16 protein-coding genes and 3 pseudogenes are annotated in these 16,713 nt (G+C 43.8%); 8 read left to right on the top strand and 11 right to left on the bottom strand.

Annotated elements, in window-relative coordinates:
- Positions 1–170 precede the first annotated feature (170 nt).
- The 5 genes and pseudogenes from proB (at position 171) to JCM19039_RS18730 (ending at position 4,146) form a co-directional block, all read left to right on the top strand.
- Positions 171–1,073 carry a glutamate 5-kinase gene (gene proB / locus JCM19039_RS18745; RefSeq protein ID WP_052398939.1) on the top strand — a complete coding sequence of 301 codons (903 nt, stop codon included), beginning with the start codon at positions 171–173 and terminating at the stop codon, positions 1,071–1,073.
- Positions 1,006–1,245: a PUA domain-containing protein gene (locus JCM19039_RS28220; protein ID WP_152550279.1), complete on the top strand. Its 240-nt coding sequence runs from the start codon at positions 1,006–1,008 to the stop codon at positions 1,243–1,245. The genes proB and JCM19039_RS28220 overlap by 68 nt, the downstream gene beginning before the upstream one ends.
- Before the next feature lies 1 nt (position 1,246).
- Positions 1,247–2,514 (top strand): annotated as a pseudogene (locus tag JCM19039_RS28215) (glutamate-5-semialdehyde dehydrogenase).
- Positions 2,501–3,313, top strand: coding sequence for a pyrroline-5-carboxylate reductase (gene proC, locus JCM19039_RS18735; RefSeq protein ID WP_042430112.1), 813 nt, complete (start codon positions 2,501–2,503; stop codon positions 3,311–3,313). Before JCM19039_RS28215 ends, proC begins: the two are co-directional and overlap by 14 nt.
- A gap of 17 nt (positions 3,314–3,330) precedes the next feature.
- Positions 3,331–4,146: an ion transporter gene (locus JCM19039_RS18730; RefSeq protein WP_238545142.1), complete on the top strand. Its 816-nt coding sequence runs from the start codon at positions 3,331–3,333 to the stop codon at positions 4,144–4,146.
- A 324-nt stretch (positions 4,147–4,470) separates the two neighbouring features.
- On the opposite strand, the gene JCM19039_RS18725 is transcribed toward JCM19039_RS18730, so the two are convergent.
- Both JCM19039_RS18725 and JCM19039_RS18720 read right to left on the bottom strand, forming a co-directional pair.
- Entirely contained in the window at positions 4,471–5,841 is a 1,371-nt protein-coding gene (locus JCM19039_RS18725; RefSeq protein ID WP_042430107.1) for an aspartate kinase, read from the bottom strand.
- Between the two features lie 37 nt (positions 5,842–5,878).
- Positions 5,879–6,223 carry a hypothetical protein gene (locus tag JCM19039_RS18720; RefSeq protein WP_042430127.1) on the bottom strand — a complete coding sequence of 115 codons (345 nt, stop codon included), beginning with the start codon at positions 6,221–6,223 and terminating at the stop codon, positions 5,879–5,881.
- A gap of 206 nt (positions 6,224–6,429) precedes the next feature.
- Between JCM19039_RS18720 and cbpB the strand changes: the two genes are divergently transcribed.
- Positions 6,430–6,867, top strand: a complete 438-nt coding sequence (gene cbpB, locus JCM19039_RS18715) for a cyclic-di-AMP-binding protein CbpB (RefSeq protein WP_042400890.1) — start codon at positions 6,430–6,432, stop codon at positions 6,865–6,867.
- 47 nt (positions 6,868–6,914) lie between these two features.
- Here cbpB and JCM19039_RS18710 read toward each other — a convergent pair whose 3' ends face one another.
- From JCM19039_RS18710 to ylbD, 4 genes are read right to left on the bottom strand one after another with little or no spacing between them, the layout of a single operon-like run.
- The gene (locus JCM19039_RS18710; RefSeq protein WP_307190295.1) at positions 6,915–7,358 is read right to left on the bottom strand and encodes a YlbF family regulator; all 444 of its coding nucleotides are present in this window, start codon (positions 7,356–7,358) and stop codon (positions 6,915–6,917) included.
- A 37-nt stretch (positions 7,359–7,395) separates the two neighbouring features.
- Positions 7,396–7,767, bottom strand: coding sequence for a hypothetical protein (locus JCM19039_RS18705; RefSeq protein WP_042430104.1), 372 nt, complete (start codon positions 7,765–7,767; stop codon positions 7,396–7,398).
- Between the two features lie 47 nt (positions 7,768–7,814).
- Positions 7,815–8,039 carry a YlbE-like family protein gene (locus tag JCM19039_RS18700; RefSeq protein WP_042400896.1) on the bottom strand — a complete coding sequence of 75 codons (225 nt, stop codon included), beginning with the start codon at positions 8,037–8,039 and terminating at the stop codon, positions 7,815–7,817.
- A 17-nt stretch (positions 8,040–8,056) separates the two neighbouring features.
- Positions 8,057–8,518: a spore coat protein YlbD gene (ylbD, locus tag JCM19039_RS18695; RefSeq protein ID WP_042430101.1), complete on the bottom strand. Its 462-nt coding sequence runs from the start codon at positions 8,516–8,518 to the stop codon at positions 8,057–8,059.
- Between the two features lie 141 nt (positions 8,519–8,659).
- Between ylbD and JCM19039_RS18690 the strand changes: the two genes are divergently transcribed.
- A complete protein-coding gene (locus JCM19039_RS18690) occupies positions 8,660–9,013 on the top strand; it encodes a YugN family protein (RefSeq protein ID WP_042430098.1) in 354 nt (117 codons plus the stop codon).
- A gap of 38 nt (positions 9,014–9,051) precedes the next feature.
- Here the strand turns inward: JCM19039_RS18690 and JCM19039_RS18685 are convergent.
- The 5 genes and pseudogenes from JCM19039_RS18685 to coxB form a co-directional block, all read right to left on the bottom strand.
- Positions 9,052–9,535 (bottom strand): annotated as a pseudogene (locus JCM19039_RS18685) (DUF420 domain-containing protein).
- Between the two features lie 1,317 nt (positions 9,536–10,852).
- Positions 10,853–11,197, bottom strand: a complete 345-nt coding sequence (locus JCM19039_RS18680) for a cytochrome C oxidase subunit IV family protein (protein ID WP_042400905.1) — start codon at positions 11,195–11,197, stop codon at positions 10,853–10,855.
- Between the two features lie 6 nt (positions 11,198–11,203).
- Entirely contained in the window at positions 11,204–11,821 is a 618-nt protein-coding gene (locus tag JCM19039_RS18675; protein WP_042430095.1) for a cytochrome (ubi)quinol oxidase subunit III, read from the bottom strand.
- Positions 11,814–13,689: pseudogene (gene ctaD / locus JCM19039_RS18670) on the bottom strand (cytochrome c oxidase subunit I). The gene JCM19039_RS18675 and the pseudogene ctaD overlap by 8 nt, the downstream one beginning before the upstream one ends.
- Before the next feature lie 34 nt (positions 13,690–13,723).
- Positions 13,724–14,836: a cytochrome c oxidase subunit II gene (gene coxB / locus JCM19039_RS18665; protein ID WP_042400908.1), complete on the bottom strand. Its 1,113-nt coding sequence runs from the start codon at positions 14,834–14,836 to the stop codon at positions 13,724–13,726.
- Positions 14,837–15,784: 948 nt separating this feature from the next.
- Between coxB and JCM19039_RS18660 the strand changes: the two genes are divergently transcribed.
- On the top strand, positions 15,785–16,678 hold the full coding sequence (locus JCM19039_RS18660) for a heme A synthase (RefSeq protein WP_042430092.1): 894 nt from the start codon (positions 15,785–15,787) through the stop codon (positions 16,676–16,678).
- Positions 16,679–16,713: the final 35 nt, after the last annotated feature.

Below are 16,713 nucleotides of genomic sequence, written 5' to 3'. Positions count from 1 at the left end.
ACCTCAGCAGACAACCAAGCCGAACCTTGCGTCTGACCTGCGATACGGGTCAAGAGTGAATGGTGTACACGTATGCCATTAATCAAGGTGGTACCGCGGAACTCCTATTTCGTCCTTAAAACAGATGAAATAGGAGTTTTTTATGTAGAAATGGGATAGGAGTCGTGATGATGAAAAAAGGCAGATTGGTCGTAAAGATTGGAAGCAGTTCGTTAGCGAAGCGAAACGGCAGTATTGACCACAAATCATTAATCAATTACGCAAATGCGGTTAGCCACTTGCACGCATCAGGATACGAAGTCGTCCTCATATCTTCCGGTGCAGTTGCCGCAGGGTTTCAAAAAATCGGGTACCGCACAAGACCCATTACAACCGTAAAGAAACAAGCCGCTGCCGCTGTCGGGCAAGGTCTATTAATGGAAGCTTATGAGAAAGCCTTTAGTAAGAATACAATTGCGGTCGCCCAATTATTACTCACGAGAGAAAGCTTTGTTGTGGAAGAACAGTATGACAATGCGTATGCGACCCTTGAAGAATTACTACGGCGAGGAGTCGTGCCAATCATTAATGAAAATGACTCGATTGCAATAGAAGAATTAACGTTCGGCGATAACGATTGGTTATCAAGTCTTGTTGCTGGCTTGATTCGTGCAGACATGCTCATTCTTCTCACCGACGTGAACGGTGTGTACAACAAACACCCATCCAGCCCGGATGCCGTTCGCTATTCGACAATTACAGACGTTACCGATGACTTGTATGAACAAACCGCATCCACTCGTTCTACGCTTGGCACAGGAGGGATGCGCTCCAAACTCGAAGCCGCTAAGCGGGCGCAGCAACTCGGTATCCGGACGTTTATCGGGCAAGCAAGGGACACTCGCTCTCTTGAAGACGCTGTTCACTCAAACGGAGACGGCACGTACGTAGACGCCGGGCACACGCCGTGGACGAAAGGGAAGCAATGGGTCGGGCTTCACTCTCCTGTTGAAGGTGCAATCATGATTGATAACGGCGCGAAACAAGCCCTTCTTCACGACAAAAAAAAGTTTGCTAACCGTCGGCATCGTTGACGTAATTAAGACATTCCCTGAAGGAGCAGTTATTGACGTTTGTGACCAAGATGGTCATACAATCGGACGGGGAAGAAGTGCGGTTTCATCGGATCAAATTAAAACAACACATTATAATCAGTTGTGCATTCATAGAAATCACTGGGTATCTTACGTAAACGGAGGCGAATAATATGACAACCACAAAACAATTAGCATTACAAAGTAAAGCTGCGTCAAAGTCACTATCATCATTTACAGCTGCTGAGCGAAATGATGCGCTTCAAGCCATCGCCAATGTCTTACTCGACCATAAAGTTGACATACTCGCGGCCAATCAAGAAGATGTTGAACTGGCGAAAAAAAAATGATGTAAGCCGGGAGATGTTGGATCGCTTAACGTTAACAGAAGAACGTTTACAATCGATCTCACAAGGCTCGTGCACGTCAAAACGTTATCAGATCCGCTCAGTCAGCCTCCAAGCCGCTATGTTCGTGATGACGGCCTGGTTATAGAAAATCACCGGGTTCCTTTCGGTGTCATTGCGATGGTATATGAAGCCCGGCCAAACGTCACTGTAGATGCGGCTGGGTTGTGCTTAAAATCAGGAAATAGCGTCCTTTTACGCGGCAGTTCCTCGGCACAAAAAACGAACCGGGTACTCGTCAAATGTATGCAGGAAGGGTTGAAAAACGCTGGGCTACCAGCGGATGCAATTATCCTCGTCCCTCCTCATACACGTGAAAATGTGAAAGAGCTCGGCCAACTTCGTGGCATTGTCGATGTGATGATTCCAAGAGGAGGTGCCGCACTCATCCAAGCGGTTGTTCAAAACTCAACCGTCCCTGTATTGGAAACTGGAGAAGGAAATTGTCACCTTTTTATTGATCAATCAGCACGTGAAGACATGGCCATTTCCGTCGCAATTGATGCAAAAACTGACCGCCCATCGGTGTGCAATGCCATCGAAACGATCCTCGTTAACGAGGACTGGCTTTCTCGCCACGGAAAACAATTACTGCAAGCTTTGCTTTCCAAAGGGGTTACGATTTATGGAGACGAGGCCGTGCAACGATTAGATAACCGTGTAAAACAAGCGACCGAAGAAGATTGGGCAAAAGAATACTTGGACCGATTGTCGCCATTAAATGTGTGTCAAGTGTAGCAGAAGCAGCTCAGCATATTGAAAAGTACGGGACTAAGCATTCAGAAGCCATTATTTCTGAAGATGACGAGCACGTTGCGCAGTTTCGTCATTTGATCGACGCCGCTGCAGTCTATCACAATGCCTCTACTCGCTTCACTGACGGAGCTGAATTTGGATTTGGTGCAGAGATTGGCATTAGTACACAAAAATTACACGCCAGAGGTCCGCTTGGACTTGAAGCACTTACAGCGAATAAGTACTACATTACCGGTACAGGTCAAACGAAAGGGTCAGGTACACATGATGCACAATAAGCGCTTACTCTTTGTCGGGGCAGGGGCGATGGCTGAGGCGATCATCTCAGGCATTCGCCTAGCCGAACAACAACAATCTGACATTCGTGTGATCAATCGTAGTGATGAAACACGCCTGTCTTTACTTAATGAAAAATATAACATCGATAAAGGAATTGAAATGGATTTGGCCGTCGCTGAAGCTGACATGATTATTCTTGCTACGAAACCGAAAGATATGGCGTCAGCAATCGACCGAATTCAACCTTATGTGGAGCCAAGACATTTGATTATCTCTGTGCTAGCAGGCATTACAACGCAAACAATAACGAATCACCTCGGGAAAAACAACCCGATCATTCGAGCGATGCCTAATACTTCAGCGAATGTATTGCAGTCCGCTACAGCCGTTTGCAAAGGGGATTATGCCTCAGAATATGACCTGTCACTCGCAACCGCACTATTTGAAACGATTGGTTCCGTCATTCACGTTGAAGAAACTCAGATGGATGCAGTGACTGGAATTTCTGGCAGCGGCCCTGCTTACATGTATTACATGATGGAAGGTCTTCAACAAACCGCCCTCCAAAACGGATTAAACAAGGATGAAGCGAAAAAACTCATTGTCCAAACGGTTCTTGGTGCTGCGATGCGTTGGACGAAAACAGATGCTTCATTAGAGAGTTTATATAAAGAAGTGATGAGCCCAGGAGGTACGACCGAAGCTGCTTTTGTTACGCTCGAAGAAAACGAAGTGCAACGCCATTTTTCACGCAGCGTTCAAGCAGCGATTGAACGGTCCAAACAACTCGGTTCCTAATTAGGGGGAGTGTAGATGTGAATCAACGAAAAAACTGGAGGCAAACCCTTCAAGAAATTACAGACCACCGCTTTTTTACGGTGGTCGTTATGTTGCTTATCGGCGTGAATGCCATTATCGTAGGCTTGGAAACCTATCCTGAATTGTATGTTCCATATAAAGAATGGTTTTATATTGCGGATCGGATTCTTCTATGGATTTTTACCGTTGAAATTGCGATGCGGTTGGTCGCAGCGCAGCCGATGATTACCTTTTTCAAAAGTGGCTGGAACTGGTTTGACTTTTTAATTATATCCGCAGGTCACTTGTTTGCTGGCGCTCACTTTGTTACAGTTCTTCGTGTGCTTCGTGTATTGCGTGTACTTCGAGCCGTGTCCGTCATTCCATCATTGCGAAGGCTTGTCGATGCGCTGATGAGGACAATTCCTTCACTATTCAACATTATGTTCCTCATGAGTCTCGTCTTCTACATATTCGCAGTCATTGGGACAATGCTCTTCTCATCGATCTCACCAGAATACTTCGGGTCTTTAGGTCGTTCAGTGCTCACGCTATTTCAAATTGTCACACTGGACTCTTGGACAGAGGCTGTGATGCGTCCAATACTCGAAATTGAGCCGTTAAGTTGGATCTACTTTATTTCGTTCGTTCTCGTCGGTACATTTATCATCTTCAACCTCTTCATCGGTGTTATTGTGAATAACGTCGAGAAAGCCAATGAAGAAGACGAACAACTTCTAGGCAAAAATAAAAAAGATCAAGACATCGAGTCATTGCAAAATGAACTCCAAGAAATTAAAAAGATGCTTCGAGATATGAAAAGCGACAATTAGTAATGGATTGAGCTTGAGGACTGTTTCGTTCTTAAGCTCTTTTTGTTGTCAGTTGCCGGTAGCATCTCAGCATCGCCTCTTCGGGGTGCAAACACGACAATGTCAGCACCTGCGATCCACACGGAATGCAGTTAGCCATGCTGGTCACAGCCGCAGATGGACAATCGTGAATAATCCCTATTTCGTACAATCGGTTCTTCACACCTCTACTTGCAACTGTCATTTTAATGCACTCTCAAAAAACCCCAAAAAGTGAGTGTTAACTCTACCTTTTGGGGGGCACTTGTTCAATAGCCTCGAAGTTTTACGAGAGCCTTCTCAAGTTTATTGCTTAGCAACTCGAGCAAAGAATTCCTCATATAAGGCTTTTAATGCATTGTCCGCGTCTCGCTCTTTTACACCGAACGTTAATGATACTTCGGAAGAGCCTTGATTCACCATTTCGAGGTTAACACCTGCTCCAGCAATAGCGTCGGTAGCGCGAGCGGCAAGACCTACGGTTTCGTGCATGCCTTCACCAACAACCATTACCATCGCAAACCCATGTTCAATATAAGCGTCATCTACACCCAGTTCTGTTTGAATCCGTGTGAGAAGACGGTTTTCGCTATCTAAAGAAAACTGAGACGTTCTTAAAATGACCGACGTGTCATCAATGCCTGAAGGCAAGTGCTCATAGGAAAGGCCTTCTTCTTCAACCATCTCAAGAAGTCGACGTCCAAATCCAATTTCTCGGTTCATTAAGTATTTGCGCACGTAAATGATGCTAAATCCTTTATCTGCGGCAATTCCCGTAACCGGATAATACGTATCTTCTTTTCTTCTGCTCGCGGTAATTAACGTACCGTCACTAGAAGGGTTGTTCGTATTTTTAATGCTTACCGGTATATCATGTTGGAATGCTGGAATGAGTGCAACATCATGGAATACTGTAAAACCAGCATAAGAAAGCTCCCGCATCTCTCGGTACGTCATGTGATGGATTTCTTCAGGCTGGTCAATGACCATTGGATTGGCCACACAAACCGAATCGACATCTGTGAAATTCTCATATAAAGTCGCATTTACACCTGCTGCGACAATGGCGCCCGTAATATCTGAACCTCCGCGTGGGAAAGTAGTGAGAACGCCCGCTTCTGTGTATCCAAAAAAGCCTGGGAACACAATAATTCTTTCTTCTTTTTGCAGCTCACTTAATTGATCGTATGCTTTTGGAATGACTTGGGCATCACCTGCTTCGCCAGTAACGAGCAAGCCTGCATCTTTAGGATTCATGTACACGGCATCAAAACCAATGTTGTTAAAATGAGCCGCGATTAATTTAGCATTGTTATCTTCCCCTGCGGCTTTCATCTGATCCATAAACTGACCTGCATTATCTGCGTCGTACCGAACGCGCTCTTTAAGATCTGCTTCGATTTCTTCAATGACCGTCATCGGTAATGCCAATTCTTTGGCGATAGACTGATAACGACCGGTTACTGCCGCAAGTGCATCGGAAGTATCCTCGTTATTCAAACATTTCTCCCCAAGATCAATGAGCATATCTGTCACTTTCACATCGTCCGATGAACGTTTGCCAGGAGCAGATACAACAATGACCTTTCGTGTTTCATCATCTTTTACGATATTCGTGATTTTTTCAATTTGCGGTCCGCTTGCCACGGAAGTCCCGCCAAATTTTACGACTTTCATTCGAATGGTTCTCTCCCTTTTGTATAGTGAACGTCCGTTACAGACGATCTTCTTCTGTCCACTTCTGTTCGCCAATACCGACGAGCTGGAACACAGCTAATAGCAGAGGCACATCATTTTGCGTATAGAATTCTTGAGAACACGATGATTCTGCCTCGTAATCAAGAGATTGCGCATGCCCATACGTCGTTTCTTGCAAAAAATTCGTCATGTCTGCTGAATCAAAGCAAGACGGTGAGGCATACGTATGTGTCGTGTGGTCCAAGATGGTCCGTGTGTCTGATGGGGCATTTACGGTTATCGGAATAAACATTCCCGCAATAATGAGCACCACGAGCGTCGATAACAGCACTGTAATAATGTTCTTGTCCCTCTTTTTCATACGATGTTCCTTTCCATAATGCAACCTCTCCTCATTATACGTGGATTTACACAGAGGGTCTACCGTTAGTCTAATCGTTTTGTCGATGTCAGAAAGCATCACACAATTCTTGACAAAAATATGGCAAACTTCTACGATTATACATAGTACTACAATGTTTCATGCTGGTGTATGATGTCTTGCTTAGGCGAAAGGGACGTGATGACATGACGATTGACACCTTAAAGAATCGCCAGCTCATAAATAAAGAAATACACGATCTGATCATTTCACATGAAAAAGTGGCCCACGTACAATTACAAAACCGACTGGATCATGCGCTCTTAGTTTTGATTAAATCTGGTTATACTGCCATACCCGTATTGGATGTGGATTACCGTGTTCACGGTCAGATTAGTAAAAATGAAATCCTCGATTCAATTTTAGGTCTTGAACAATTAGAAATGGAAAAACTTCATGACATTACTGTTGATACGGTCATGAACACGAAACTGCCTCGTTTACGAATGGATGCAACATTTCATAAAGCACTAACGACCTCGATTAACCATCCATTCATATGTATTGTTGATGATGACGACGCCTTTGTAGGCATACTCACACGCCGTTCGATTTTGGCACTCATCCACCGTTATCTACAATAATAAAAATCGAGATGAAGATTCGACCTCTTCATCTCGATTTTTATCGTCTAACTACAACTACAACTACCGCCTGAACCGCAACCCCCACTGCATGAGGATGAGTCAAAGTATGGATTCGACGAAGGAATTTTAATACTTGGCGAAACAGAGTAGGCTAACAGCTCACTAATGCCCGTTAACAACTTCTCAAGTTCCCGTTCTGTCTTTCTATAATTCGCCACCAATTCACAAACATCCATTTCCCTTTTTGCTAATCGGAGTGCTTTCGTCACTTCATGATAGTCTGGATGATATTTACCAAACCGTTGCACTTCTTCAAAACGTTCTTTCTCTTGATTAAATGTATGAATAAGTGTTTGCGCCTCTTCGTCTTCATTCATCGCTCTTCTTGCGTCTGTAAATGCTTGATATAATTCAGATTGAAGCATCATACGAGAGAGCTCTTCTGAGCGATCGAGCAGTTCAATTGGTGTGGAAACAACCGTTTGCACCACAATCACCTCCATCATCACCAGTATAACATGTCCATTATGACATTTGAACGGTCTCTTCGTGCTCATAAAGCAACGTGTGCTCGAGATCGTACAACTGGAAGTGAACGTGATGTTCGCCTTCACTTAACCCTGTAATTGTAAAAGCCGCTTGATGCACACTTTCTGCAGGTTCTCCATCTACTGATACGGTCATATAACCTTTTGTTCGCTCATGATCCTTAGCTTCTGTCCGAAATGTAAAATCAGGAATGTATGACTCTACAAAAAGGGTTTCGTCTCTCACTTCAACCGATATTCGCACGTCTTGTACATCTTGGCTTACTTCGAGTATTTCTGGTAATGGCTCAATTTTAATTTCATCAGCATTCATCGTGAAACAAATCACAAATAAGAAATACACCAACATATAAACCCTCCTTTGGCTAGTATGTGCCAAAGGAAGGTCGGTTTATGCTATTTTCTGAACATGCTAAGCAAACTCATTGTCATCCCTAACCCTTGATTAACACGAGCTACACGTTGTGGCCACGTCTGACCATTAAACACTTTCGCTTCCTTCTCCATTTCCTGAAGCTGCTCAGGATGTCTTGCCAGGATGCGATACCATGTAGGCTCGGCACGCAAATACCTTTTCAAATCTTGCCGACTCGTTATATATACGAGCAGATCATTCCTCATACAACCTCTCCTTTATGTTAGAAACCACGGAACGAAAAAGGATTTTCTCTCGTACTGTTTTGAACAGGGCCACCCGTGTTTTGAAATTGACCCATGAGTTGCTGAACATTTCCCATTACACCACTGAATTGCGACAAATACCCTTGGAGATCATTAACATTCATCTGGCCGAGACGACTGACGACCGATGATACGGTCGGGTTGCTTTCCAAAAATTGATTTAACGAGTTTTGAGCTGCGTTCGTTGACGTTTCTCCACTCGTCTGTGTGTCATTCGTCGATGCTTCACCTACAGGCTCTGGCCCAGGGTTCGTTTGATAAGACGTCCAGTCAGCATGGTCACCTCCGATAATTGCCCATTCTTGATATAAATCATTCCATGAGTATCTTCCGTGTCGTACTTCTTGGATTAACCCTGGATGATTTTGAACGAACGTTTTGAATTCAATCACCGAAGGGTCCATATGCTCATCCGACATGAAAACCCCCTCCTTTTACAACTACTATACGTATAGACTCTTGTCTACGTTCCAGTCGTTAAGTTCACTTGGAACAATTGCAAATCTAAGCATTTCCATATAAAATAAAGAGTGGATTGATCCTTTGAGGAGGGAACGGCAGTGAAACTAACAGACTATAACTTTCCAGAAAAAGAATTGAAATTTGGCAACCTCTTGCCGGTAATGGACGAGCTCGGTTTTGTTCATGCAGAACAATGGGACTATGAAAGAGTCATGTTTGACTATAAAATGCTTGATGACCGTGTGAACGCTACGTATTACCTTCGCGTTCCGGCATATGCAGTAGAAGGTGACATTCCTGGAGAGGACACCATTGTGAAGCTAATGACACCTATCGTTGGCCGCCACTACTACCCTCACGGTGTAGAATATGACGAAGAAATGCCAAGCAAAGTACTTAACAAATGTGCAACAAAACTAAAAGGCATTGAAGAAGGCTTAAAAGGCTTCTAAAAAAGAAGGATGAGGGTGCAAACCCCCGTCCTTCTTTTTTATCCATAATATGGTGATATGAGAATGTAAATGAGTACGCCGGTAATACTTACGTATAACCATAGTGGCATCGTCCACCGGACAATCTTTTTATGTTTTTTCACTTGATTCGTGTATCCCCAAATTACAGATAAAAGGACGAGCGGGACGATGATGGCCGCAAGCGGAATATGTGTGAGTAAAATAAAGTAATACACGGTTTGTAAGATTCCATCTCCTCCGTACGTTGTGGAGTCAGCCAACAGATGGTGAGCCACATACGTGACGAGGAACAACGTCGTCGTCGTTAACGCCGCATAGATGAATCGACGATGAACTTTCACGTTCTTTTTTTAAAATTGCATAGAGCGCTGCAAACAGGAAAACGGTCGTAAAACTATTGTAGATTGCGTTAAGCATCGGCAAAAGCGTAACGTCAAATGAAGCTTCTGCGCCAATACCATCCATGAAAAAGAGCACGGCGATTAACCCGTTAATCACGATCGTTAACGTGACAACTAAGCCCGTGTAATTTTTATTACTTTTTGGTATTTGATTCGTATTTTCCAAGCTGGACAACCTCCTATCGCTTTCATTATACGTGAATGCCGCTCGAGAAACAAAACCACACCTTGACGATTGTATGACAACGCTTGAGCTGTGCTGAATCGTCAGATGCGTCCGAGACAAATGTTAGCGTAGAGGCAATAAGCTTCTGAGGTAGTTGAAAAACCTATATCGAATGAACTTAACATTTACCTGATTTGCTCAGTTAGTTGTTGCTTTCCACTGCAGGCGGATGCTTGCACTCCAAAGTATAAGGGCAACATCGGCGGCCAAAATACGTCCGCCGTGTTTTCTATACACTCCAGAGCACAAGTGCAACATCGATGGCGAAACTTCTGCCATCGTGTTTTCTATGCACTCCAGAGTATAAGTATGACATCACCTCACCCTGCGCTGGTGCTTGTGTTCGCTGTGTCTACTTGACCGCGGAGGACCGTGCGAGCCTCCTCGGTCACTCCGTTCCCTGCGGGGTCTCGTCCCGGCCCAACTTCTACAGGCGTCACCGCCTTTCGTTCCAAACAACGGTACTGAATACGCAACGTTATTGCACGAAAGGTGCTTAATTGTGACACGAAAAGTTATCGATGCACTTTGACTGTCAATGGTAGTCATAGAAACCATTCATTAATACTCCCATTGTAAACAATTAACATCGATCTCCAACGACTTTTACCTTTAAGCTCTAACAATTGGTTTACCATTGGTTCGTGAACAAATTCTATAGTTGAAATTATATAGATATTGTTTTTATAGAAGACTAGGGGTTGTAATGGCTACGCGTTGCATCAGCTACCTGGCTTCACGTGAGGATCTTTGGCAAATGGAATAAGGAAGTTCGACATCATTATGAATCATAATGATGTCGCACCAACCTGCTAAGGAGGCCGCCGTATGTTTCTCAGCCTTACACCCTACTTGCCTTTTTACACAATTTCATTAAGATATTTAGTTGTTTAGTCTTCTATGGAACCACCCGTGTAACCAAAAATAATGCTGTTGAGTATTTCTGGTTGCCACTTCTTCTACATTTTTACAGCCTTTTTCATCTCTTTCAGCATTGAAGTCTCCAAAGCGTGATACATTGCATGGATACGCAGCTCCTTGTCTATGACTAGTTTCTCGGCAAATTCAAGTATAGAGGACAAAGGAGCCTGCGTATTTTTTGCCTCAGTTGTTTTCCCACCCTAACATTTAGTGTAGAGCCGAGAAAAAACCCATACGGTCATGACCGTATGGGTTTTCCTTTACTCACATTTAGTACTTCGTCACACCGATAAGAAGCATAAGTGCAACAATGGTAGGAATAACAAGCACGATTCCGGATACAATAAACGTATTCGGCCAACCGTGGTCTTTATCCTTTAGGTGCATAAAATAGAACAGCTGCAAGAAGAGTTGAACCCCTGCAAGTCCGAGGATAAATGGTGTTGCAAAGGCGCCAGGCACAACATCTGCGCCAACAGCGATAAACGCTAGCAACGTAATTGCAATCATGAATGCAAATGCAATCGTTTGAATCCGTTGCTCACGGTTTATCTTTACCATCTCTTCTTGAGTCATCGCACTTTTCTCAAAGGGTTGAGATAAATTTTCACCCATTTATGATCAACCTCCGATTCCCATTAGATAGACGACGGTGAAGATAAAGATCCACACGACATCAATAAAGTGCCAGTACAGACTCGAAACATAGAATTTCGGTGCATTCGTTAACGTAATTCCGGAATTGCGATAGCGAATGAGTAACAAACTGATCCACAAAAGTCCAAAGAGAACGTGAGCACCGTGCAAACCAACAAGTGCATAAAATGATGAAGCAAATGCGCTTGTCGTGAATCCAAGTCCATAGTGTACATATTCCACAAACTCATAGATTTCAAAACCTAAGAATGCAGCACCTAGAGCAACCGTTACCCACATCCAAGCCTTCATCTTCTTGAACTGGTTCTTCTTCATTGCAAACATCGCGAACACACTTGTCAATGAGCTCGTCAAAAGAATCATCGTCATGATGAACACGAGTGGCAAAGAGAATATGTCTGCTGCTTCTGGGCCAGATCCTGTACCGTTTCTCAGACCGAGATACGTACCGAAAAACGTTGCAAACATCGTTGTTTCCCCGGCGAGGAAAACCCAGAAGCCAAGAAACTTGTTCTTACCTTCTAGCGTTGCTCGTTCCGGATGGGAGGGAAGTCCTTTCGAAAGATCAGTCGTTTCAGCCATTCGTCCCCACCTCTTTCTCAATTTCTTCTACAGTTTCTTTCGTAATGTGATAACCGTGGTCTTCTTTCACAGAATGTAAGGCCATTGAACCAAAGGTAATAATACCTCCGATAGCAATTACAATCCATGGGCTAATGATGGCTTCCATGTTGAGCATAATAAAACCAAAACCTACAAAGAATAAACCTAAACTAATTGTAAATGGATAGATCGATCCATTTGGCATATGAATATCTGCAACAGGTTCGGCAGGCTTCATCGTGCCGTCTCCATGAATCTTTTCATAGAATAGTGGATCAAGAGATCGAACTTGCGGCGTTTGCGCAAAGTTGTACTCTGGAACTGGTGTGTGTGTCGCCCACTCAAGTGTACGGCCATCCCAAGGGTCGCTACTCGCTTTCGGTGATTTCATTGCAGAGTACACGACGTTTACAACGAGTAAAATAATTGCAACACTCATGACAAACGCACCGATTGTAGAGACCATGTTCATCGCTTCCATGCCTTGGTCTTCGAGATATGTATACACTCGACGAGGCATACCAATCAGACCGAGAATGTGCTGTACGAAGAACGTTAAATGGAAACCAATGTAGAACAACCAGAACGTGAGCTTCCCTAATCCTTCATTTAGCTTATGGCCGAACATCTTCGGATACCAGTAGAACGTTGCACCAATGAGTCCAAGAACAATACCACCGAGGATAATGTAGTGGAAGTGAGCGACAACGAAATACGTATCGTGATACAAATGGTCAACAGGCGCCATTGCAAGCATAACCCCAGTTACACCACCAAGTACGAATGTCGGTACAAATGAAGATGCACAAAGCATGGCTGTGTTGAATGTGAGCTTACCGCCCCACATTGTAAATAGCCAGTTAAATATTTTAATCCCTGTCGGATCCCGATCACCATTGTCGCAATCGCAAAGACTGAGTTTGCAATCGGCCCAATTCCTACGGTAAACATGTGGTGCATCCATACCATGAAACCGAGGAAACCGATGATAAGTGTTGCAAATACCATCGCTGTATAACCAAACAAGCGCTTCTTGGAGAACGTTGGAATGATTTCAGAAATCATACCGAAAGCTGGCAATACGAGAATGTATACTTCTGGGTGTCCAAAGATCCAGAAGATGTGTTGCCAAATGACAACGTTTCCGCCCTCACCTGGGATAAAGAACTGCCCATCAAACATCCGATCAAGCATTAATAGTGCAAGACCTGCTGCAAGTGGTGTAAATGCGAAAACGATAAGAATAGACGTTACGAGCGTTGTCCAACAGAAAAGTGGCATACGCATCATCGTCATTCCTGGCGCACGCATGTTAATGATCGTAACGATAAAGTTAATCCCCGAGACGAGCGTACCAATCCCGGATACTTGTAGACCAAGAACATAGAAGTCAATCCCTATGCCCCCGTATTCTCGACTTGCAAGCGGCACATAAGACGTCCAACCTGCATCAGGTGCTCCGCCAAAGAACCAGCTCAAACTTACGAGAAGTCCCCCGAAGAAAAACAACCAAAAACCGAGTGCGTTCACAAACGGGAAGGCAACATCTCGAGCACCAATTTGCAAAGGAACAATATAGTTCATAAAAGCAAATAACAACGGTGTTGCCGCTAAAAACAGCATGATCGTACCATGCATCGTAACAAATTCATTAAATGTTTGGCCGCTTAGAAAATCATTCATTGGGCGCATGAGTGTATCCTCATGAAAACCGCCATAAGGCCGGCTTTCAAGAAGAACAGCGTACCCGAAATGAGATATAAGACGGCTAGCTTCTTATGGTCAACAGTCGTCAACCAATCCCAAAGCACGCTCTTTCTGAGCGTATTCGTAGCCTCTCTTACCACGTGGATTAGCCTCCTTTATGCATACCTTGAACAATTAGTCTCGTTCAAGTCCCTCTTTCGTTTCTGGATCTAATTTCTCTAATTGATTCAAGTAAGCAACAATCGCGTCGAGCTCTTCATCGCTGAGCTCTGGATACGCCGGCATCTCATTGCCTTGTTTTAACGATTGTGGGTCTTGAATCCATTCTTTTAGGTTCTCATCTGTGACTTCTAGGTAGTTCGCAATAGTCTCGCGATCGCCGAAGTTCGTTAATGCTGGTCCTTGCGCAGACCCTTGTCCTTCGACAGCGTGACAACTAATACACCCTTGCTCTTCAAAGATTTCACGACCTTGGTTAGCGAGTGTATCCGCAGGCTCTTCTGCTTCTTCTTGCATTGATTCTGCCCACTCTTCATAGTCGTCTTGTTCCAAAGCGATTAACCTGAAGTCCATGAGCGCGTGGGAAGGTCCGCAAAGCTCAGCACATTTCCCTTTATAAACCCCTGGTTCATCTGCTTGTAGCCACATGTAGTTTTCAATTCCAGGGATGTTATCAACCTTACCTGCAAGTGCAGGAACCCAGAACGAGTGCATAACATCTTCAGCTTCCAAGATGAACGCGACTTTCTCTCCAACCGGAACATATACTTCATTTCCGGCAGTGAATCCATCACCATGGTTGTAATCAAATTGCCACCAGAACTGATGACCTGTTGCTGTAATTTGAAGAACGTCATCATTCAGTTCTTCTAATTCTTCTTCAGACAACTCTTCTTCATTTACATCTTCTTGCGCTTCAGCATCTTCTAGGCCGGTATTCGATAAATAAAATTGACCGGTCACTGTCGGAACAGCAAGAATCGCAAGCAAGAAGAGTGGAATCACTGTCCAGGCAACTTCAAGCTTTGTGCTTCCATGTACCTGTTCAGGGTATTCGTTATCTCCTTCTTTATGTCTGAATCGAATAACAACGATAAAGAACAACACAAAGACTACAATAATTACGATTGCCATTACGTAAAGGCTCAAGATCATGTTGTCATAAATCCATTGTGACTGAGGTCCCATTGGATCAAGAGCCGTCAATCTCCGTTCACCACAGCCTGCTAGGAACAGGAAGACTGCCATAAACGGCGCAAACTTGAGAAGTTTTCTCCAACCATTCATGAGTGTTTAACCCCACTTTCTTTCTATCGCTGATATTACAAGTGTATCCGTTGCAACATGAAAACATGTAAAAACATCGGCGTGTGCATACAAATGAAAACATTTGTAGTTCTACACCGAACAGTCAACAGATTACAATTCTTCATCAGCCTTTTTGCATTCATCTGCACCATCTGCAACTTACAAATGTTTAGGCTGGCAGACAAACATCATCGCGAACAAAGTTCAGTCCGTTGTCATGCAACAAAGCATGAATACTTGTGTTCAGAAAATCGCGGTGCACATCAGCCTTAATTATGCACACATCGACGTTACAGGTAAGACGAATTGATAACGGCTTAATTGGCGGCAAAAGCAATTGCTTGATCGTCAAGCTCTTTACGAAAGTGGGTTCTCACGACCTATGTATGAAAAAAGCTCGGATCATCTGAGGTGAGTGCCTCCGTTCACAAAAGAGTCACAGACAAGTCATACTTCGCACGGTATACACGTTGTATTCATTCCTTCTAACTGTTCATCCTACACCATTAACGCCATGTCCGCCTTTGTCCGTCTTCACCCCCTTTTTGAAATAGACCAGTGAACACCATTCTTTGTTCGGCGACCAGTCAAACCCTACCTTATTCTACTACAAATAACGTGTAAAACGTAAGGGTTATCGATTTAATCTTATTATAGCCTAAAATAGAATTGGTTTCATTACATAAGGTGTAATCGTTTTAATTCCCTGAACTGAATTGCCACGAAATGTTCACTGGAGAAAAATTGACTTCCTTTGATTTCCTTCTTACTATTTAGTATAAAGGCATGTTTATTGTGCGTCGAGTTCTAGACAGCCTACATAGAATAATCGCTCGTCGACGGTTTGTCAACTTGTGTCGAATATACAGAATTGGGTATGCTAAATATTACTACACCCATCTGAATTTGGTAGAAAAGGTGATTGCTTTGAATAGAGGTTTAAAGTTTTTTGGCGTGGTCACATCACTCGGAATGATTCTCGTTTTGTTACAAGGGGCGATTGTGACGAAAACCGACTCCGGTGATGGCTGCGGAGACACATGGCCACTTTGTTTTGGCGAAGTGATCCCTAGTTCAACCGCACTCGCCACACTTATTGAGTATAGCCACCGGTTGGTTTCTGGCTTTGTTGGCTTACTCGTTATTATTCTCGCCATTTGGTCTTGGAAGAAGTTAAGCCACGTAAAAGAGACGAATTTCTGGGCACTTATGGCTGTGTTATTCATTATTTTCCAAGGCATGATGGGAGCCGCCGCTGTCGTGTTTGGGCATTCAAACATCGTCTTAGCCTTGCATTTTGGGATTTCAGCCATCTCGTTAGCGACTGTTGTCATCCTAACGATCCTCGCCTTTGAAGATGGTCACAACCCGCCAGCCCCGCGTGTTCGTAAAGGGTTTCGTAACTATTTATTTTTTGTTCTCGTGTATGCCTATCTTGTTATTTACACTGGAGCATACGTGAAACATACAGGGTCAACATACGCATGTACGAGCTTTCCGTTCTGTGACCCGGTAGCATCAAGCATGACGTTGCAAACGATCGTACAAATCGTCCATCGCTCAGCAGCAATTTTGCTCGTCGTACTTCTTATCATACTTGCGATTAAAGCGATCCGTTATTATCGAGAAAGTAAAGCATTGACTGTATGTGCATGGCTCAGCGTTGTACTCGTCTTCATTCAAGCGACTGCTGGTGTGTTGATTGTCATGTTACCACAATACTATATGGCAACCGCTCTGACACACTCGCTCGTCGTATCGATGATGTTTACGATCCTTTGCTACATGGCAATGATTTCAGTAAGAAAACCGGCGTATTAACTAAAAAGGAAGTGCCAAGGGCACTTCCTTTTTAG

The organism is Geomicrobium sp. JCM 19039, assembly GCF_000698145.1.
GTDB lineage: Bacteria > Bacillota > Bacilli > Bacillales > Marinococcaceae > Geomicrobium_A.
Note: the sequence above shows the minus strand (reverse complement) of the source record. Positions and strands in the feature narration are given on the sequence as shown.